We start from the raw sequence: 18,879 nt of genomic DNA, 5'->3' as shown, positions 1-18,879 counted from the left end.
GTCGTCCCGCAGGTGTGACCTGCCTCGGAGCATGATTGGCTGGCCCTGGGCAGTGCAACAACACACCGGAGGGCACGCAGGCATGAGCAACGGCCACACCTACGAGGTCGTCAGTTTCAGGGAGTCGCTGATCGGTGACGCACTGGACAGCGACAAACTGGAGAAGGTTCTCAACAAGCATGCCGAGGACGGCTGGGGCCTGAGAACTCCTAACAAAGTGACAGGTTGACCAGTCGGCGCCAGCAGATGATGCTGCAGGGCAGGCTGAGGAAGGCTTCGTGGATGTCGTCGCGGATCTCCCAGCGGATGCGCAGTCTGCGGAACCAGTGCAGCAGTGCAAAACTCTGCTCGACCACCCAGCGGTGCACGCCCAGTCCGGAACCGTGCTCGACTCCGCGCCGCGCGATGACCGGGGTGCCCCCCAGGGCCCGCGCCTGCTTGCGGTACTTGTCGTGGTCGTAGCCGCGGTCGGCGTAGAGCGCGACCGGTCGCTGTCGGGGCCGTTCGCGCAGGCCGCGTACGGGCGGGACGGCCTGGAGCAGGGGGATGAGCTGGGTGACGTCGTTGCGGTTTCCGCCGGCCAGCGATACCGCCAGCGGGATGCCGTGCCCGTCGGTGATCAGATCGTGCTTGGAGCCTGTTCGGGCACGGTCGACCGGGCTCGGTCCTGTTTTGGGCCGCCTTTAAGCGCCCTGACGTGCGAGCCGTCGATCACCGCCCGGACTCGTTCGCCCGGGGCACGTCCGACCTGATCAGCCCCCGGTCGCGGAGATCGTCCCAGAGACCTTCGGGGATGTGCTGACGGTGGAGTTCCACGTTCCGTGCGACCTGCTGCGCGGTGCGCATGCCGAGGGTGACGTTGATGACGCTGGGATGGCTGTACGGGAACGCGACCGCTGCCGCGGGCAATGTCGTACCGTGCTTCGCGCAGACCTCGGCGATCGCCCTGGCGCGGGTCACCAGGGCCGAAGGAGCCTCTTGGTAGTCGTACTTCATGCCCTCGGCGGGCCGGTCGCGGGAAAGCAGTCCCGAGTTGAACACGCCGACGGCCACCACGCTCTTGCCGAGTTCCCGTGCGGCGGGAAGGACGTCGTCCAGTGCCGACTGGTCGAGGAGGGTGTAGCGACCGGCCAGCATGACCACGTCGGCAGCGGTCTCGCGCAGGAAGCGGGCGAGCATGGCCGACTGGTTCATGCCGGCGCCGATCGCGCCGATCACCCCCTGGTCGCGCAGTTCCGCCAGAGCCGGCATGGCCTTCTCGGCGGCCTGCCTCCAGTGGGCGTCGGGATCGTGCAGGTAGACGACGTCCAGGCGTTCCAGTCCCGTTCGTTCCAGCGTGTCCTCGATGGACCGCAGGACCCCGTCCCGGCTGAAGTCCCACTGTCGGCGCAGGTCATCGCGTACGACGAAGCCCTCGTCGTCGGTGCCACGCGGGTGCTCGTTGGGGACGAGCAGACGGCCGACCTTGGAGGAGACGACGTAGGTGTCCCGCGGCCGGTCCCGCAGTGCGGCGCCCAGGCGCCGCTCGGAGAGGCCGAGGCCGTAGTGCGGTGCGGTGTCGAAGTAGCGGATGCCCGCGTCCCACGCCGCCTCGATCGCGGCCTGCGCGTCCTGCGCCGGGGTGGCCTTGTAGAGGTTGCCGATGACGGAGGCCCCGAAGCCGAGCTCGGTGAGCTCGACAGGGGTGCTCCCGATCTTCCGGCGCCCCATGCTCCTGTGTGTCAACTGTTCTCCTTGGATGACGCGGACGGTGTGAGCGCCCACGGGCCTGTCACCTTCTGACGGCGGCCGAGCCGCCTGCCATCAGCGCCTCCACCTCGGCGAGCGAGGCCATGGACACGTCGCCGGGGGTGGTCATGGTGAGGGCCCCGTGCGCGGTCCCGTAGGCGAGGGCGCGGCTCAGCGCGGCGACGTCGAGGTGCGCCAAGGGTGTGGCAGCGGCCGCCGGTCCGTCCTCTTCCCCGCAGGCGGTCAGCAGTCCGTAGATCAGGCCGGCTGCGAAGCCGTCACCCGAGCCGATGCGGTCGAGGACGTGCAAGCCGGACATCTGCGGGCCACGGACGAATCCGGTACGGGCCGACCAGGCGGCGGAGGACCAGTCGTTGACCCCGGCGGAGGGCACGTGACGCAGCGTTGTAGCGAGGACCTCGGCCTGAGGCAGGAGCCCGGCCACTTCGACGAGGGCGTCTTGCACCTCGTCCGCCCCGATGCGTACCGCACCCGGGTACGGCCCGGCCAGGCCCAAGACGCCCACGACGACATCGGCGTGGCGGGTGAGCTGTACGTCGACCTCGCGGGCCCGGTCGGCGCCGCCGCGGCCGGCCCAGAGGCTGGGGCGGTAGTTGGGGTCGTAGGAGACGGTGACGCCGTGGCGGCGGGCGGACGCCATGGCTTCGTCGGCGACATCCACGGTGGTGTCGGACAGGCCGGCGAAGATGCCGCCGGTGTGGAACCACCGCACTCCGGCCGAGAAGATGGCGTCCCAGTCGATGTCCCCCTTGCGCAGCTGAGAGACGGCCGTGTGCGCGCGGTCGCTGACGCCCAGTGCGCCCTGGATGCCGAAGCCCCGCTCGACGAAGTTCAGTCCGTTGCGCACCCCGCGGCCGATGCCGTCCGCTGGCACCCAGCGGATCAGTGACGTGTCGACGCCGCCCTGCAGGATCAGGTCCTCGACCAGCCGGCCGACCTCGTTGTCGGCGAGGGCGGTGACGACGGCGGTGCGCAGGCCGAAGCAGCGGCGCAGTCCGCGCACGACGTTGTACTCCCCGCCGCCTTCCCAGACCTGGAGAGTGCGGGCGGTGCGGATCCTGCCCTCGCCCGGATCGAAGCGGAGCATCACCTCACCGAGTGCCACCACGTCGGTCACGTCGCGCTCCCGTGCACGGCCTCGGCGGTCAGCCGGCGGATCTCCCCGTACTCGACCCGCTCCAGATGGGCAACGGTGGCCATCCAGCTGCCGCCGACGGCGAGGACCGCCGGGTCGGTGAGATAGGCGGGCAGACGACGGGCGTCGATGCCGCCCGTCGGCACGAACCGTACCTGGGGGAAGGGCGCTGCGAGCGCGCGCAGCATCGGGACGCCGCCGAGCGGCTCGGCCGGGAAGAGCTTGACGGTGTCGAGGCCGGCCTTCAGGGCGCACATCAGCTCGGTGGCGGTGGCGATGCCCGGCACGACCGGGACCCCCAGCTCACCGCACTTCGCGACAACCTCCTCGTCGAAGCCGGGCGAGACCACGAAGCGGGCCCCGGCCGCCACGGCCCGCTCGGCCTGCTCGGGCGTGAGGACCGTGCCGGCGCCGACGGCCAGTCCCCCGTGGGAGGCCATGGTCTTGAGGACCTGTTCGGCGTCGGGGGTGCGGAAGGTGACCTCTGCGCACCGGGCACCGCCCGCGGCGAGCGCGTCGGCCAACGGGCCGGCCGTGGCGGCGTCGCGCACAGTCAGCACCGGCATGACACGGGCGCCGTCCAGCACGCAGGCCAGGTCTACGTCACTCATCGGCCGAGCCATCCGCCGTCGACGGGCAGGACTACGCCGTGGACGTAGGCGGCCGCGTCGGAGGCCAGGAACACGGTGGCGCCCGCGAGGTCGTCGGCGCTGCCCCAGCGCGCGGCCGGGATGCGGTCCAGGATCGCCTTGCTGCGCACCGGGTCGTCCTGGAGGGCCTGGGTGTTGTCGGTGGCGATGTAGCCGGGGGCGATGGCGTTGACGTTCACACCGTGCGGGGCCCACTCGTTGGCCAGCGCTTTGGTCAGGCCCGCGATGCCGTGTTTGGCGGCGGTGTAGCCGGGGACGGTGATGCCGCCCTGGAAGCTGAGCAGCGATGCGGTGAAGATGACCTTCCCCTGGCCGCGGGCGACCATCGCCGCGCCGACCGCGCGGGTTAGCGCGAACTGCGCGTTGAGGTTGACCTGGAGCACCAACTCCCAGTCGGCGTCGGTGTGTTCGGCGGCCGGGGCGCGGCGGATCGTGCCCGCGTTGTTGACCAGGACGTCCACCGGGCGTTCGCGCCCGGCGAGGTCCGCGCCCAGGGCCCGTACCGCCTCGGGGGCCGCGAAGTCGGTGCGGATGGCCTCGAATGTGCGGCCTGCGGCGACGACGTCCTTTTCCACCGCGCTGCCGGACTCCTCCAGGGAGGCGCTGACGCCGATGACGTCCGCGCCGGCCCCGGCGAGCGCGCGGGCCATGGCCCGTCCGATGCCTCGCCGGGCTCCGGTGACGACGGCGAGCCGTCCGGTGAGGTCGAAGGCGGTCATACGGCGGCTCCCTGGGCGTCGTCGGTGCAGTCCACGAGGATCTTCATCACGTCGCCGCCACCCTCCAGCGCCTCGAAGGCGGCGGGTGCCTGGGTGAGCGGCACGACCTTGCTGATCAGCCGGTCGGCGGGAATGGCGCCGTCGGCCACCAGTGTCACCGCCTTCTCGAAGTCGGAGCGGTCGTACAACCGGGCGCCCACCAGGGTCAGTTCACGCCAGAAGAAGCGGTGCAGGTTCACCTCACGCGGGCGGGAGTGGATCGCGACCAGACACAGCCGGCCGCGCACGCCGAGCACGTCGACCGCGGTGTCCACCCCGCCCGCCGCGCCGGACACCTCGAAGGCGACGTCCGCCCCCGCGTCCCCGGTCCACCGCCGGACCAGCTCGGCCAGGTCCTCGGCGGCAGGATCCCACACGGTCAGCCCCAACTCCTCGGCGAGCAGCCGGCGGTGGGCGCTGAGCTCCACCACCCGGACGTCCGCCCCCGCGGCCTGGGCCACCAGCGCGATCAGGACGCCGACCGGGCCGCCGCCCACCACGACGACCCGCTCGCCCTCGCGCACCCCGGCCCGGCCGACGTCGTGCACCGCGACCGCAGTGGGCTCGACAAGCGCGGCCCGGTCCAGCGGGAGGGAGTCGGGCAGCCGTATCAGGGTGGCGGCGGGTACCGTCCAGCGCTGCTGCATCGCGCCGGGAGAGTCGATGCCGATGAAGTCCAGGTGCTGGCAGATGTGCTGGTGGCCGTTGCGGCAGGCCGGGCAGGTGTCGTCCCAGCGCAGCGGCATCACGGTGACCGCGTCGCCTGGCCGCCAGTCCGTCACGTCCGGCCCGCAGCGGACCACGCGCCCGGCCATCTCGTGCCCCAGGACGGCCGGTGCGCTGACCCGGGCGTCCATGTCGCCGTGGAAGATGTGCAGGTCGGTCCCGCAGATGCCGACGTAGGCGGGGGCCAGTTCCACCTCGCCGGGTCCCGGCGGCGCGCTGTGGGCGGGGGCCGTGTCCAGGGTGCGGGCGCAGAGGTATCGGGCGGCTAGTGACATGGGGGCAGGGTCCCTTCGGCGCGGACCGGTGCCTACGGATGCCGAGTGGCTCGGCGTCCGTGGCTATGTGTCCGGCGCTGGTTTCGCGCGAGTTCGTGTGAGTCCGTGTCATGGGATGTGGCTCCGCGGCAGTGGGTCTCGCCGCGGAGCCAGAGCGGGTCAGGCCCTCCGGGCGGTCGCGTCGCCCTTCGTGAAAACGGAGGCCAGGCCGTAGAACGCGGTCGCGGTGCCGGCGAGGAGCGCGTCGACATCGCTCTCGCTCCAGCCGGTGAGCAGTTCGTCCACGGTGGCGGCCCACCGGTTCCAGCCACCCGCCAGGTTGGCGACCGGCCAGTCCGAGCCGAACATCAGCCGCTCGGGGCCGAAGGCCGAGAGCAGCACCTCCCAGACCGGGCGGATGTCGGCGGTGGTCCAGCGGGTGTGGTCGGCCTCGGTGATCAGCCCCGAGACCTTGCACACCACCTGCGGGTGCCCGGCGAGCTGCCGCATCCGGCGTTCCCACTCGGCGATGTCCCCACGGGCGATGTCCGGCTTGCCCGCGTGGTTGAGCACCTGGGGCAGGTCCGGGAAGCGTTCCGCGAGCCGGATAGCCTGACCGAGCTGGTGGTCGCGCACGAGCACGTCGTAGCGGAGTCCGCGCTCCCGGGCCGCCCTCAACCCGCTTTCCACATCGGGGTGTTGGAGCCAGTCGGGGTCGGTCTCGCTCTGGACGAGGTGCCGCAGGGAGCGCAGGTATCCGCCGCCCGGTCCGGCTTGCAGCTGGTCGAGTACGTCACCGATGGCCGGTGACGTCAGGTCGGCCCAGCCGACCACGGCCTGGATCTGGGGCTCCCGCTCGGCGAGCGCGAGCAGGTCCTCGGTCTCGGCGATCTCCGCGATGCACTGGACGACCACTGTGCTGTGCAGCCGTCGGCCCGCGATGGGGTGGGTGGCGGTGGTGCGCAGGTCATCGGCGGTGAAGGTGCGGCGGATCGATGCCACGCCGGGGTCGTCCAGCCAGGGCTGCGGACGGTGGGCGAGGTCCCACAGGTGGTGGTGGGCGTCGACGAGCACGGGTGCGTTCATGGGGTGGTCCAAGTCGGGTCGGGCGGGTGCGGGCCGGCTCTGGCCGGTGCGGGCCGGATCAGACGGTGGCGTCGCCGTCGGGCGGGCTCAGATGCCAGATCTCGGGGAGCTCGGTCCACTGGCGTCCCTCCCCCCGGTCGGGGAAGGGCTCCTGGCACGGATCGGTGAGCTTCCACCAGCGCTGGGTCTCGGGGTCGGCCTCGATGGAGGCCATGTCCACCTCGAAGTCGTCGCCGATGTACTCCATGTAGGCGAAGAGCACGTCACCGTGGAGGAAGATGCTGTAGTTGCGGATGTTCGCCCGGAGCAGGGCGGCTTCTACGCCGGGCCACACGGCGGAGTGGAGCCGGAGGTACTCCTCGCGGTGTTCGGGACGGAGCCTGATGGTCTGGGCGATGCGCTTCACGCCGGTTCCCCTGTCGTCTCGGTGGAGTCGGCCTGCTCGGCCTCGGTGTCGAACGGGGTCCGGTAACTGGGAGTACGGGTGCGCAGCCCGAGCCGCAGGGTGAGCCGGATGCGGGTGGAGGCGGGCAGACGGACCGTCAGGTACGGGCCGTCGCACGGGACCTCGGCCTCGGAGACAACTGGCTCGGTGTGCCCGTAGTCGTACATGTCGCCGATCCAGCCGTCGTCCTGGCAGGTGGTGTACCGGACGCTGGTGATGGTGTGCTCGGCGAACGCGCCCGCCTGGACGATCACCGTGCGGTCGGTTTCGGGGGCCAGGTTGACCAGCTCGACGGTGGTCGCCTCGGGGTCGATGGAGGTGACCAGGGCGGCGACGTCGGCGGGCAGGCCGGCCCGGCGGGCGTCGGCGTCGTGGTAGCGCAGCCTCGCCTGCTGCAGACCGCCCTGATACAGCACCTGCGGGCCGCCCCAGGTCAGTTGTACCAGGGCCTCGGTGACCACCGGGTTGCACAGCTGCCACACATGGATGTCGGCCTCGGGCACGTCCAGGTCGCGATAGCGGTCGATGCGCCGCAGCCGGTGGCGGACCTGGGCCTGAGCGGCCGCGAGGATCCGCTCCGGGTAGCCGGGGTCGTCGCCGGCGAGGAAGGCGAACCACGCCTTCTCGTGACCGGAGTCCTCCTTGGACCGGAACGGCCGCACGGTGCGCCAGTCGATGCCGTCCGCCTCGCGCAGCCGCTTCAGCCGGGTGCGGTCGGCGTCGGAGGCCGTGTGGTGCCACAGGGCCACCGGCACGGGCGGGGTGGCCGGGTTGTAGTCGAACCAGCCGGAGTCGTTGTGGCGGAACGGCAGGTGCGGTGTGGGCGTGTGACGGTCCGGACCGAGTTCCACCGCCCACTTGGAGGGCAGGCTGGAGTCGGCCTCCGTGTGGGGCATGACCTTGGCGTGGCCTATGAGGGTGTCGAGCGAGGTCGCGACCATGGAGAGGTAGTCGTCGTCGCCGGTGACCGTGGCCGCCGCGAGCGCCGCCACGCAGGCCGCGTGACCGAGGCTGTGCCAGCCGTGGGGCCACGACCAGCCGTAGTGGCCGCCGTACCAGCGCCCTTCCAGCATGGTGCCGACCTCGCCGTCCGGGCCCACGTTGTCCGGGATCAGGCCGCCCTGTTCGCGGGTGCGCTCGCGCCAGGCGCCCACGTACTCGACGATCCAGTCGCGGTAGCGCTCCTCGCCGGACAGGATCCAGGCGTTGAGGACCAGCCCGGCCGCGGCGAGGTTGACCGCGGTGTCGCCGACGCCCATCCGGTCCCGCATCTGGTCGCCGAGGCGCGGGTCCGCCGACAGGGGGAAGGGGCCGTTCGCCGCCTCGGGGATCCACTCGAGGGGGAAGCCGTAGGTCTCCGCCTCCTTCGGCAGCCAGGGGTAGACGTCGCCGTCGAAGAGGCCGGTGCGGTCGGGGTCGCTGCCGTTGTGCGGGCGGGCGATGATGCGGTGTTCGGGGTCGTAGTTGCCCTTGGCCGGGTCGACGTACAACTCGGCGAAACGCAGGGCGCGCTCACGCCAGCGGTCGGGTGCGGCCATGCACAGGAAGTACAGCAGCAGCAGGCTCTCGCCCTGGTGGAACCAGTCGTAGCCGCGTTCGAACTCGTCGCGCAGCATGTCCAGTTCGGTCAGCTGCCTGGTGACGCCCTCCCAGTGCTTCTCGCTGGCGGGGAGCAGGTCGTCGGCGCCGCCGAGGAGGTACAGCTGGGGCCAGTTGAAGAACACTTCGTAGAAGTCGTCCACGCCGTCGCGGGTGGTGAGCGGGCCGGTGTAGTTGAGGCGCCCGTCGGGGCCGGTGAAGTCGCGGGCGAAGCGGCGCCAGGCGTGGTCGAGAAGGTCGAACAGCGCGCGCTGGGCCACGGCCCAGCCGGGGGGTTCGAGCAGCGGCACTGCGGCTTGGACATCGGAAGCGGGGGTGGACCGGTCGGCGGCCGGGATGTCGTCGCCGGGGTCGCCGGGGTCGCCGGAGAGGTGGGAGTCAGGGCTGTATGGCATGAGAGCTGTTACTCCTTGGTGGCGCCGGCGAGCATTCCGCTGACCAGGAAGCGCTGGGCGAACAGGAACACGACGAGTACCGGTGTGATGGCGACCAGCGTGGCCAGTGCCAGTTGCGGGCGTTGGATGGCGAGGGTGCCGACGGTCGGGTTGAACGACGGCACGTTGCTGAGAAGACTGCCGACGCCCACCTGGATGGGCATCTGGTCGCTGTCGGGGAGCATGACGTAGGGCAGGAAGTAGTTGGTCCAGTTGGCGACGAAGCTGAAGAAGCCGACCAGCGCGATGACGGGCGTGGCCAGCGGCAGCGCGATGTGCCGGAAGACGCCGAACTCGGAGCAGCCGTCCATGCGTGCCGCGGCCAGGAGGTCCTTGGGGACGGCGGTCGTGAAGTAGATGTAGGTGAGGTACACGCCGAACGGGTAGAACGAGTAGGGCAGGATGATCGACCACATCGTGCCGATCAGGTGCACCGCGTTGAGCTCCAGGAACAGCGGCACCACCAGGGTGGCGTTCGGCATCAGCATCACGACCAGGGTCGCGATCAGCAGCGTGCGTCGGCCGCGGAACTCGGTCATCGCCAGCGCGTACCCCGCGGGAATGGCCAGGCAGAGCGTGATGACCAGTGAGATCGCGGCGTAGACGGCGGAGTTGCGCAGCCACAGCAGGATGGCGTTGTCCTGGAAGGCGGTGAGCGCGTGCCAGTTGGCCTTGAAGGCGTGCCAGGAGCCGAAGGTCAGGGGGTTGTCGTGGACGAGTTGCTGGTCGGTCTTGGTCGCCGCGAGCAGCAGCCACAGCACCGGCAGGACGAAGAACACCACGAAGACGGTGAGCACGGAGCCCGCCAGCAGCCGGGAGGCCACGTGCTGCGGGGACCGGCGGCGCCGCCGCGGTTCCCCGTGCCGGGTTCGGCTCATGGCGTTCGTGTCCCGTTCCGTGCGTGGGGCGGTGGCAAGGGGAGTGGGTCGGGTCTCAGTCGGCATCGAAGAACCCCGATCGTGCGACGAAGACACCGGCGACCGACACGCTGACGACCAGGAGCTCCACCGAGACGGCGGCCGCGCCGTTGATGTTGTTCATCTGGAAGGCGAAGTCGTAGGTGAGCTGATTGAGCGAGTAGTCGCGTCCGGCCACGCCCGTACTGGCCAGGGACAGCAGCTGCGGCTCCACGAAGAGCTGAGCGCCGCCCGCGAAGGCCAGGATCACCATGTACACGATCCACTTGCGGAGCATGGGGATCTGCACCCGCCAGGCGGTCTGCCAGCCGTTCGCGCCGTCGATCCGCGCGGCCTCCATGACGTCCTTGGGGATGTTGTTGAGCGCGCCGTACATGACGACGATCCAGCCGCCCGCCCCGGTCCAGAACGCGATGATCGTGAACAGCAGGGCCAGGTTGCCGGGGGCGATGACCTCGCCGAAGGTGTGAAAGCCCAGCGTCTCCAGCAGGGAGCTGACCGGGCTGACCGTCGGGTCGAGCATGAACAGCCACACCAGGACGCTCGCGGCGCCGGCGAGGGCGCCGGGGATGTAGTAGAGGAAGCGCAGTGCCTGACTGAGCGGCCCCAAGGACAGCTTGTGCAGGAGCAGCGCCAGGACCACCACGAACACCACGAGTGAGACCAGCCAGAAGACCAGGTAAAGGGCCACGTGGCTCAGGGAGTCGACGAATCGGAAGTCCTGTGCCGTGGTGACGAAGTTGGAGATGCCGGTGAAGGCGCCTCCGGCGTCCGTGAACGCGAAGTAGATCGCGTAGCAGGTGGGAAGGACGCCGAAGGCGACCAGCAGCAGTACGTAACCGGCGACGAATGCCACGCCGGCCCGGCTTTGCCGGGAGGTGCCGCGAGGGCGCCCCCGGACGGAGCCGGCCGAGGAGGGCGTGAGCGTCACCGGGAGACCTTGTATCCGTCGGCCTTGGCGTACTTGACGATCGAGTCCTGCCAGGCGGGCAGCAGCGATTCGATGCTCTTGCCCTGTGTCAGGCCGGGCTTGACGGTGGCGGCCCAGATCGCCTCCTGGCTGAACTGGCCCGACCCCCAGTCCGACCACACCTGCGAGGAGGCGTCCTTGAGAGGCGTGAGGTCGCCGACGAAGTAGCCGGAGGCGGCCTGTGCCTTCAGCCAGTTCTCGGCGGCGGGCGCGTACGCCGGGAAGCCGGGGGCCTTCTCGCCCTGGTAGGCGTTGTCGGTGGTGACCCACTTCAGGAAGTCGGTGGCCGCCTTGATGTGCTCGGAGTGCTGGGACAGCAGCCAGGTGCCGCCGCCGACGTTGCCGGTGGACGGCGAGGTCTCACCCTGCCACTGCGGCATGGGCGCCACCGCGATCTGCTTGGCCGGGGTCTTGAAGGTGCCCTGGAACAGAGCGCCGCCGTACCAGGCCGGGCCGGGCATGAGCAGTACCTTGTCGGCCTTGTTCTTGGCGAAGTCGGTGCTGAAGACGCCGCTGATGGACATGGACTTGTTCTTGATCAGCACGTCCATGAGCTTGGCCATCTTGGTGCAGGCCTCGCCGGCGGTGTTGACCGACGCGGACTTGGGGCCGGTGATGTGGTTGGCGCCGCACTTGCTCGCCCACAGGTAGATCTCGGGGGTGAAGGAGTCTCCCGCGTCGCCCACGAGGTAGCCGGGGTGCTCCTTGGCGACCTTCTCGCCGAGCGCCTGGTACTCCTCCCAGGTCGTCGGCACCGTGTAGCCGAACTTCTTCAGCAGCGGCGCGTTGTACCAGAGCACCGCCTGGGAGAGGTCGTTGCGCAGGCAGTAGAGGGTTCCGTCGACCGTGCAGACGTCGTTGGCGCCCTTCGCGAACCCGCCGAGGGTCGCGTCCGGGATCAGGCCCTTGTTCAGCGGGGCGGCGAAGCCGGCGTCGACCGCCCAGGTCACCTCGTTGTTCTGGGAGCTGAAGACGACGTCCGGCCAGCCCTTGCCGGTGCGGTTGAACAGCTGGACCTTGGTCTGGAGGTAGTTGGATCCGTTGGCGTCACCGTCGTAGCTGACGATGTTCATCTTCACGTCCGGGTGCGACGCCTGGTACTGCTTCGCGGCGTCCATCCGCGTCGCGTCCACCCAGACGGTCAACGCCCCGTCCTTCTGCGGCGCCTGGGCGAAGCCGTCCTTGGTGGTCGTACCGGCGCCGCCACCACTGCCGCAGGCGGCCACGGTGAGCAGCACGGTGGCGGCACAGCCGGCCAGCAGCGAGATACGTCTCCTGCTGGTCCCTGTCTCCTGGGCGGCCGAAGGCTTGTAGACGGACATGAGCGACTCCACTGGGTTTGCTTGCGGCTGCTGACGGCTCTGTCGTACCGCCGAGGAAAGAAATTAGCCGCGATATCGACGGGCGAGTCAAGGGGTGAGTAGGTCTTTTCTTGAGATTTGGCGTGCATGTCAAGGTGACTACTGCGAGTCATATACGCAGCTAAAACGGCACTAAAGGCCATAATTTGCATGCAGACTGATGATCGGGAGCGCCAAATGAGTCCGACTTATTAGAGTGTCTGGGGTAGGATGAACGTGGTTTAAGGTTGATCAGTCACCGTCGTCGCAGCCACCCGGAGGCAGGACACATGAAGGACACGCCCGTCGTGGCGGCAGAGGTGAACGGCGCGGACGAGCGGCGCGACTACCGGCCCGGTTACGAGGTCGTGGCGGAGCGGATCCTCGAGTTCATCGCCGAGTCGCGCCTGCTTCCCGGCGACCGGATCCCCACGGAGAAGGACCTGGCCCTGCAGCTGGGCACCAGCCGGGGGGTTGTCCGAGATGCCGTGAAGATCCTCTCGGCCCTCGGCCGGGTCCGGGTGCACAAGGGGCGCGGACTGTTCGTCGCGGACGAGGACGGCATGCTGATCACCAGCCGCTGGGCCGGCTTCTTCCGGCCCGTGGACCTCGATCACGTGCTCATGCTGTTCGAGTTCCGCGGGGTTCAGGAAACGGTTGCCGCCAAGCTCGCGGCCACCCGGGCCACGCCCGCCGAACTGCGCACCATCGAGGTCGCCATGCAGCAGTGCCGGCACGGGTACGTCCACGGTGAGGTCGACGTCTTCAACCAGGCGGACGACGACTTCCACGCCGCCGTGGCCGCGGCTTCGCACAACCCGTTCCTCGGCAGCGCGGTGCGTGAGGCCCGCCAGCTGCAGCGCCAGTCCAGCGCGATCGTCCACGACACCATCGGCGAGGGCACCGCGGCCGCGGTCGAGGAGCACGAGACGATCTACCGCGCCATTCGCGACGGCCGACCCGACGAGGCCGCCGCGGCCACGGCCGTACACCTCGACCGGACGCTGGAAGACTACCGACGGGAGATCCAGCGCCGCCTGTTCGGCTGACCGTTGTGCCGGCACGTGCCGGAGGGGCTGTCACAGGGTGAGGAGTCGCCGGTCCTGACCGGCGCCACCGGCGACCGGCCACTCGATGAGCATGGCGCTTCGGTGGTCGAGGCGTCGCAGGCATCCAGCAGTGGTCAGCGAGCGGGTCGAGCCGACGCACCCTCTGGGAGAGGGGGCTTCGGTGGCCCGCCTGCGACGATTTGGGCCCTACGGGGACGAAACCTTGAGGACGACGAGAACGCGGCACGCCGTCTTGCCGTCTGCACCTGCCACCGTGAGGTTTGTGAGGCGGGCCTGTGGAGGAGTGCAGTGGTCTTTGCGGTACTCGCGCGGGCTGACGCCGCCGTGTAGGGGTCGGTCGGCGGCGTGACCGGATGTATCCAACGTGCTGGTGCGGGCGGGCGTGGGGCCCGTCGGTGCCGTCAGGGCTGCGGGGTCGGTCGGCGGCTCGCCCATGCCCGGGCGATGTGCTCGCGCATCGCGCGGGCGGCTCCGTCGGCGTCACGATGGCGGAGCAGTTCGAGTATGGCCACGTGCTCGCCCAGTGACATGGTCAAGCCGTCGCGGGTCGAGTGACCGGTGTAGAGGCGTGACAGGCGGGCCTTGCCGTGAACGCTGCGGATGATCGCCTGACCCAGGAGATTCCCGGAAGCCCTCATGATCATCTCGTGGAAGGCGGCGTCTTCCTCGGCGTAGCGCACCGGGTCGTCCAGTGCCTCCCGCAGCGCGGTGACCTGCTCCTCGAGTTGGGCGAGTTCGAGGTCGGTGATGCGGCCGGCCGCGTCGGCGGCCATCTCGGCTTCCAGGGCGATCCGGACACTGACCAGCTGGTCGAGGGTCGTCAGTGTGCGGTCGTGGCGGAGCCGGGCCTCCAGGACGATGGGGTCCAGGAGATTCCAGTCCTGTTGCTCGCGTACTCGTGTGCCGCGTCCGGGCGCGGCCCTGACGAGCCCTTTTTCTTCGAGTACCTTCACCGATTCGCGCACGACGGTCCGACTGACGCCGAACTCCTCGCACAGCACCGCCTCGATGGGCAGCGCGGAGTCCGGCGGATAGGCCCCGCCCACGATCCGGTCGACGAGATAGGTGACCACGGTGTCGCTGAGCCGGCCGGTCTGCCGTCGGGGAACGGCTCCCAGCGACCCCTCCGAGGGTGCAGACGCCAGTCGTTGACGATTCGCCGGGGTACGGGCCACGTGCGGCTCCTCGTGATCAGTAAATGCCACAGCATACACCTTGTGGATTATGTCATTCGTATGATGAAGTTCGTCCGCCCGGCGAAACGCCGGTGAAACATGGCCGAAGTCCGCCGGGTCGCGACCGGGATGGGACCAGGCACGGTGTCGCACCACCGAAGGAGCCCTCGTGCTGTCACTCCGAAGAACGATTCCCTCACACCGCCCCGGGCTGCGGATACGTGCCGCGGCCGCGGCGACGGCGCTCGTCGGCGCCCTGCTCTCCGCAGTCGCGTCCGCCGGAACGGCGCAGGCCGCGACCATGACGACGCTCTACGCGGCGCCGAACGGCACGGGCACCGCTTGCTCCGTGAGCCAGCCGTGTTCGATCACCCAGGCGCAGACCTCGGTGCGTGCGGTCAACGCCGGCATGACCGGCGACATCGTCGTGCAGTTGGCGGACGGCACCTACCGACTCTCCGCTCCGCTCGCCTTCAGTGCCGCCGACTCCGGCACCGGCGGCCACACGGTGATCTGGAAGGCCGCGCTGGGCGCGCATCCCGTCATCACCGGCGCGCAGCGGGCGACGGGCTGGACCTTGCAGGACTCGGCGAAGAACATCTGGAAGGCGGACGTCGGAACCGGGTTCGACACCCGGCAGCTATACGTCGACGGCGTCCTGGCGCAGCGGGCCCGCTCCACGGTCAACCGCTCGGACCTGACCGTGACCACGAGCGGCTACACGTTCACCAACAGCTCGCTGAGCTACCTCAACAGCCTTGCGAACCCTGGCCGGACCGAGATCCACGGCATAGGGTCCTGGACCGACCGCTACGCCCCGGTGTCCGGCATCAGCAACGGCACCATCACCATGACCGAGCCCTCATGGACCAACAACACGTTCGGCTGGGACACCCTGTCCCACCCGCTCCGGGTCGGCCCGCTCTACATCGAGAACGCCTACGAGTTCCTCGACACCGCCGGTGAGTGGTACCTCGACACCAACACCGGCACCCTGTACTACAAGCCGCTGCCGGGGCAGAGCATGAGCACCGCGGACGTCGAGGTGCCGAAGCTCGACTCGCTCGTCGACGTCGGGGGAAGCTATGCCTCTCCTGCCACCCACATCACGTTCTCCGGGCTGCAGTTCTCGGGCACCAGCTGGACGGGGCCGAGCGGCAGCAACGGGTACTCCGCCCAGCAGACCGGGACCTACCTGGCCGGCACCTGGTCCGTCCCGTCGGACTGGCTGACCTCCTGCAACGGTAACGGCTGCAAGTTGTTCGAGGCGACCCGCCCGCACTGGAACCAGATGCCGGCCGCCGTCCAGGTCTCGGCCGCCGACCACATCACCTTCACCGGCAACCGGTTCGCCAACCTCGGGCAGCTCGCCCTCGGCATCGGCCAGGACGCCAACGCCCACGCCACCGGCGTCGGACTCGGTGCCGACACCATCACCGCCACCGGGAACGTCTTCACCCAGGACGCGGGCGGCGGCATCGTCGTCGGCGGGCTCCAGGCGGACGCGCACCACCCCAGTGACAGCCGGATGACCAACAAGAACATCACCCTGAACGACAACGTCATCCACGACGTGGCGATCGACTACCGCGACATGACGGGCCTCCTGGTCACCTACGTCAACGGCGCGAGCGTCTCGCACAACGAGGTGTACAACCTGCCCTACTCCGGCCTCGCCATCGGCTACGGCTGGGGCGTCAATGACCCGGGCGGCAGCCCGGACTACGCGAACCGGGGCCTGTACGACTACCAGCCCGTCTACTCGACGCCCACCACGGCCCAGAACAACACCGTCACGGGCAACCAGATCCACGACATCATGCAGCAGATGGCCGACGGCGGCTGCGTGTACACCCTGTCGGCCTCGCCCGGCAGCACGATCACGGGGAACTACTGCCACAACACCAACAACTACTACGGCCTTTACCACGACGAAGGCTCCCGGAACTTCACCGACACCAACAACGTCGTGCGCTACACCAACCAGTGGCTCTTCGCCCACGTCAGCTCAACCCACAACACCGGCGCCCTGACCGCCACCGACAACTGGACAAACAACGACAACGCCAACATCAGCAGCACCGACGGCCACGGTGACACCGTCAGCGGCACCGTCGTCGTCACCGACGGCAACTGGCCGTCCGGCGCGCAGACCGTCATGAACAACGCCGGCATCGAGCCGCAGTACCGGCCGCTGACCACCGGCGCCGTCACCGGCCCGTACAGCGCCTACTCCTCCACCCCCGCCGCCACCGGACAGACCGGCGGCTTCTTCACCGTCACCGACGCGGGCACCGACATCTGGGGCGCCGGCGGCCAGCACGACGACACCTACGGCACCGTCTACCAGGCAGGCGCCGCCGTCAACGGCACCTCGGTGACAGCCCGGGTCGACAACATCGACAACACCAACGCCTGGGCCAAGGCCGGAGTCGTGCTGCGCAACAACCTCACCGGCAGCGGCTCCTCACCCGGTTACGCGACCGTGGTGGTGACCCCGGCCAACGGCGTCAGTTTCCAGTGGGACTCCAACGGCGACGGCTACCTCGACCAGCTGACCTCCACGGCCACCTCGGTCAAGGCACCGGTCTGGGTGCGGCTCACCCGCACCGCCACCCAAGTGTCCGGCTACTACTCCACCGACGGATCCACCTTCACCCAGATCGGCTCGGCGGTGACCCTGCCGTCCATGGCCGCCACCCAGGACGCCGGAGTCATCCACACCGCCCACAGCACCACACCCGGCAGCGCGACCTTCAGCAAACTCCAGATCGTCACCTCGCCCTGGCGGGCCTACAGCTCCATCCCGGCCGCAGTGAGCCAGAGCCAGGGAGTGACCTCCCTGACCAGCGCGGGCATCGACACCTGGGAAACGACCGCGCTGCACGACGACGAGTACTCCGCGGCCTACCAGCCGGCCGCCGCGGGAACATCCTCCACCGTCACCGTCCACGTCGACAGCCAGGACAACACCAACGCCTGGGGCAAGGCCGGCCTGATGCTGCGCAACAACATCGCCGCAGCCGGCTCGTCCGCCGGCTACGCCTCCCTCTCCGTCACTCCCGGCAACGGCGTCACCCTGGAGTGGGACTCCGACAGTGACGGCTACGTCGACAAGAGCACCACCAAGACCGGCCGCTCCGCCCCCGTCTGGCTCCGGCTGGTCAGGAGCGGCACCTCGGTCACCGGTTCCTACTCCGTCGACGGCACCACCTGGACCACCGTCGGCACCGCCACACTGACCGGAGCGAACAGCAGCCTGGACGCGGGCACGTTCTTCACGGCCCACGCCCCGACACCCGGCACCGCGAGCTTCAGCCAGTTCTCCATCAGCTGACGAAGCGGAAGGGGCACCCGGGACTGCCACAGGACCGCCAGGCTCAGCGTCGCCTGGCGGTCCTGGGCCACGCCTAGGATGTGACGCAGACGTCGCGCTGACCGGGACCGGCATCGTCCCGGCCGGCGGGCAGCTCTACAAGATCGTGAACAGGAACAGCGGCAAGGTCCTCGACATCAACGGCTTCAGTCACCGGAGGGGGACTTCGATTCAGCGGCACTCCTTCGCCGGCGGCAACAACCAGCTGTGGCCCTTCCAGCCGACCACCGGCGGGTACCTCATCCGCAACTGGACCCATCAATGGCATGGTCGCCGACGGCTGGGGCTCCACCACCAACGGCGACCCTGTCCGGCAGGAGGCCTGGGACGGCAGCGACACGCAGCAGCGACCACGGCGGTCTGGCCGGCGGCGACCTTGTCGGCGAGGACCCTGGAGCAGCTGCCGAGGAAGTTCCGGCGCGGCCGGCGCACCCTGATCCGCACCGACTTCACCGGCGTACCCAGAAGTTCCTCGACCAGGGCCTGTATGGAGTTGTGATCAAGGCTGTGATCCGCTGTGTCGGATCACAGAGGAGGCCGGCGCATAATTCGAGTCCGGCCTGGTAGCTTCAGGCTTTTGTCGTAGCGGCCACCGTGCACCGTGTCCTCGTTCTGCGGGGACTCAGCCGGCTGCGCGACATCGATCCCCGCCCACTGGCGAGCAACTGCGCAAAGTCATCCGCTACGAACACGAACGCATTGGCGACTTGATCCACGTAGACATCAAGAAGCTCGGTCGCACCCCGTCGGCGGTGGGTGGCGGATGCACGGCCAGGGGGACCGGCTCGCCTGCACCGAGGCCCTGGACGACGAGAGGCCGTCACCCGCGGTCGCCTTCTGGCACCGCGCCGCTGCCTTCGTCGCCGCCCACGGCATCACCTCGATCCGCCGTTACCTCACCGACACGGGTCGTGCCACCGGTCCACGACCTGGGCCAACGCGCTCGCCGCGACCGGTAACGACGCAACAAGCGGACCCGGCCCTACACCCCGCGCACGAACGGGAAAGTAGAGCGCTATAACGGGACACTCGCCCGCGAGTGGGCGTACGTGCGCGACTACACGTCCGGACACGAACGCCGCGTCACGCTCGCCGAGTTTGTGAACTACTACAACCACGAGCGGCCACACCGTACGGGAAGCCCCGAGATCACGACAGAAGGTGTGATTGGGCGGTGCCGGCCACGGCGGTGACC

Annotated in this window: 16 protein-coding genes and 2 pseudogenes; 5 read left to right on the top strand and 13 right to left on the bottom strand. The window is 69.4% G+C overall.

The features are described from left to right. Window positions 1-82 precede the first annotated feature (82 nt). Complete coding sequence (locus EDD90_RS53285; RefSeq protein WP_107487142.1) at window positions 83-229, top strand: DUF4177 domain-containing protein; 147 nt, start codon at window positions 83-85, stop codon at window positions 227-229. On the opposite strand, the pseudogene EDD90_RS53280 reads toward EDD90_RS53285, so the two are convergent. From EDD90_RS53280 to EDD90_RS53225, 12 genes and pseudogenes are all read right to left on the bottom strand, one after another. Continuing rightward, window positions 210-742: pseudogene (locus EDD90_RS53280) on the bottom strand (IS5 family transposase); the annotation flags it as partial. The gene EDD90_RS53285 and the pseudogene EDD90_RS53280 overlap by 20 nt on opposite strands. After that, window positions 712-1,710, bottom strand: coding sequence for an aldo/keto reductase (locus EDD90_RS53275; RefSeq protein WP_116128618.1), 999 nt, complete (start codon window positions 1,708-1,710; stop codon window positions 712-714). The gene EDD90_RS53275 and the pseudogene EDD90_RS53280, both read right to left, overlap by 31 nt. 61 nt (window positions 1,711-1,771) lie before the next feature. Then, the gene (locus tag EDD90_RS53270) at window positions 1,772-2,866 is read right to left on the bottom strand and encodes a sugar kinase (protein WP_123982575.1); all 1,095 of its coding nucleotides are present in this window, start codon (window positions 2,864-2,866) and stop codon (window positions 1,772-1,774) included. Beyond that, window positions 2,863-3,495 (bottom strand): bifunctional 4-hydroxy-2-oxoglutarate aldolase/2-dehydro-3-deoxy-phosphogluconate aldolase, encoded by a 633-nt coding sequence (gene eda / locus EDD90_RS53265; RefSeq protein WP_101418912.1) that lies wholly within the window; start codon window positions 3,493-3,495, stop codon window positions 2,863-2,865. The genes EDD90_RS53270 and eda overlap by 4 nt, the downstream gene beginning before the upstream one ends. Next, window positions 3,492-4,253 (bottom strand): SDR family NAD(P)-dependent oxidoreductase, encoded by a 762-nt coding sequence (locus EDD90_RS53260; protein ID WP_116128617.1) that lies wholly within the window; start codon window positions 4,251-4,253, stop codon window positions 3,492-3,494. Before EDD90_RS53260 ends, eda begins: the two co-directional genes overlap by 4 nt. Continuing rightward, entirely contained in the window at window positions 4,250-5,293 is a 1,044-nt protein-coding gene (locus EDD90_RS53255; RefSeq protein ID WP_123982573.1) for a zinc-binding dehydrogenase, read from the bottom strand. Before EDD90_RS53255 ends, EDD90_RS53260 begins: the two co-directional genes overlap by 4 nt. Before the next feature lie 159 nt (window positions 5,294-5,452). Beyond that, window positions 5,453-6,358, bottom strand: coding sequence for an amidohydrolase (locus EDD90_RS53250; protein WP_123982571.1), 906 nt, complete (start codon window positions 6,356-6,358; stop codon window positions 5,453-5,455). Between the two features lie 58 nt (window positions 6,359-6,416). Then, window positions 6,417-6,764, bottom strand: a complete 348-nt coding sequence (locus EDD90_RS53245; RefSeq protein ID WP_030944749.1) for an L-rhamnose mutarotase — start codon at window positions 6,762-6,764, stop codon at window positions 6,417-6,419. Then, window positions 6,761-8,797 carry a hypothetical protein gene (locus tag EDD90_RS53240; RefSeq protein WP_123982569.1) on the bottom strand — a complete coding sequence of 679 codons (2,037 nt, stop codon included), beginning with the start codon at window positions 8,795-8,797 and terminating at the stop codon, window positions 6,761-6,763. The genes EDD90_RS53245 and EDD90_RS53240 overlap by 4 nt, the downstream gene beginning before the upstream one ends. An 8-nt stretch (window positions 8,798-8,805) precedes the next feature. Next, window positions 8,806-9,714 (bottom strand): carbohydrate ABC transporter permease, encoded by a 909-nt coding sequence (locus tag EDD90_RS53235; protein WP_231976292.1) that lies wholly within the window; start codon window positions 9,712-9,714, stop codon window positions 8,806-8,808. 55 nt (window positions 9,715-9,769) lie between these two features. Further along, entirely contained in the window at window positions 9,770-10,684 is a 915-nt protein-coding gene (locus EDD90_RS53230) for a carbohydrate ABC transporter permease (protein ID WP_097258724.1), read from the bottom strand. Continuing rightward, window positions 10,681-12,045 (bottom strand): ABC transporter substrate-binding protein, encoded by a 1,365-nt coding sequence (locus tag EDD90_RS53225; protein ID WP_123982568.1) that lies wholly within the window; start codon window positions 12,043-12,045, stop codon window positions 10,681-10,683. The genes EDD90_RS53230 and EDD90_RS53225 overlap by 4 nt, the downstream gene beginning before the upstream one ends. Window positions 12,046-12,353: 308 nt before the next feature. Here EDD90_RS53225 and EDD90_RS53220 point away from each other — a divergent pair, with 308 nt between their 5' ends. Beyond that, on the top strand, window positions 12,354-13,112 hold the full coding sequence (locus EDD90_RS53220; RefSeq protein WP_030944761.1) for a FadR/GntR family transcriptional regulator: 759 nt from the start codon (window positions 12,354-12,356) through the stop codon (window positions 13,110-13,112). 422 nt (window positions 13,113-13,534) lie between these two features. Here the strand turns inward: EDD90_RS53220 and EDD90_RS53215 are convergent, their stop codons facing one another. Then, window positions 13,535-14,308, bottom strand: coding sequence for a FadR/GntR family transcriptional regulator (locus EDD90_RS53215; protein ID WP_179852033.1), 774 nt, complete (start codon window positions 14,306-14,308; stop codon window positions 13,535-13,537). A gap of 169 nt (window positions 14,309-14,477) precedes the next feature. Here EDD90_RS53215 and EDD90_RS53210 point away from each other — a divergent pair, with 169 nt between their 5' ends. The 3 genes and pseudogenes from EDD90_RS53210 to EDD90_RS53195 all read left to right on the top strand — a co-directional run. Next, window positions 14,478-17,645: a DUF1349 domain-containing protein gene (locus EDD90_RS53210; protein ID WP_185149718.1), complete on the top strand. Its 3,168-nt coding sequence runs from the start codon at window positions 14,478-14,480 to the stop codon at window positions 17,643-17,645. 97 nt (window positions 17,646-17,742) lie between these two features. Next, on the top strand, window positions 17,743-18,183 hold the full coding sequence (locus EDD90_RS58300) for an RICIN domain-containing protein (protein WP_123982562.1): 441 nt from the start codon (window positions 17,743-17,745) through the stop codon (window positions 18,181-18,183). A gap of 481 nt (window positions 18,184-18,664) precedes the next feature. After that, window positions 18,665-18,877: pseudogene (locus tag EDD90_RS53195) on the top strand (integrase core domain-containing protein); the annotation flags it as partial. Between the last annotated feature and the right edge of the window lie 2 nt (window positions 18,878-18,879).

It is taken from the genome of Streptomyces sp. Ag109_O5-1, from assembly GCF_003814875.1.
GTDB lineage: Bacteria > Actinomycetota > Actinomycetes > Streptomycetales > Streptomycetaceae > Streptomyces > Streptomyces sasae.
The sequence above is the reverse complement of the archived record's forward strand: the minus strand, read 5'-3'. Positions and strand labels throughout refer to the sequence as shown.

What these genes read in the sequence shown, in the direction of transcription:
- EDD90_RS53285 (WP_107487142.1), top strand. Translation starts at nt 83, where the DNA reads ATGAGCAACGGCCACACCTACGAGGTCGTCAGTTTCAGGGAGTCGCTG.
- EDD90_RS53275 (WP_116128618.1), bottom strand. Translation starts at nt 1,710, where the DNA reads ATGGGGCGCCGGAAGATCGGGAGCACCCCTGTCGAGCTCACCGAGCTC.
- eda (WP_101418912.1), bottom strand. Translation starts at nt 3,495, where the DNA reads ATGAGTGACGTAGACCTGGCCTGCGTGCTGGACGGCGCCCGTGTCATG.
- EDD90_RS53260 (WP_116128617.1), bottom strand. Translation starts at nt 4,253, where the DNA reads ATGACCGCCTTCGACCTCACCGGACGGCTCGCCGTCGTCACCGGAGCC.
- EDD90_RS53255 (WP_123982573.1), bottom strand. Translation starts at nt 5,293, where the DNA reads ATGTCACTAGCCGCCCGATACCTCTGCGCCCGCACCCTGGACACGGCC.
- EDD90_RS53250 (WP_123982571.1), bottom strand. Translation starts at nt 6,358, where the DNA reads ATGAACGCACCCGTGCTCGTCGACGCCCACCACCACCTGTGGGACCTC.
- EDD90_RS53240 (WP_123982569.1), bottom strand. Translation starts at nt 8,797, where the DNA reads ATGCCATACAGCCCTGACTCCCACCTCTCCGGCGACCCCGGCGACCCC.
- EDD90_RS53235 (WP_231976292.1), bottom strand. Translation starts at nt 9,714, where the DNA reads ATGAGCCGAACCCGGCACGGGGAACCGCGGCGGCGCCGCCGGTCCCCG.
- EDD90_RS53225 (WP_123982568.1), bottom strand. Translation starts at nt 12,045, where the DNA reads ATGTCCGTCTACAAGCCTTCGGCCGCCCAGGAGACAGGGACCAGCAGG.
- EDD90_RS53220 (WP_030944761.1), top strand. Translation starts at nt 12,354, where the DNA reads ATGAAGGACACGCCCGTCGTGGCGGCAGAGGTGAACGGCGCGGACGAG.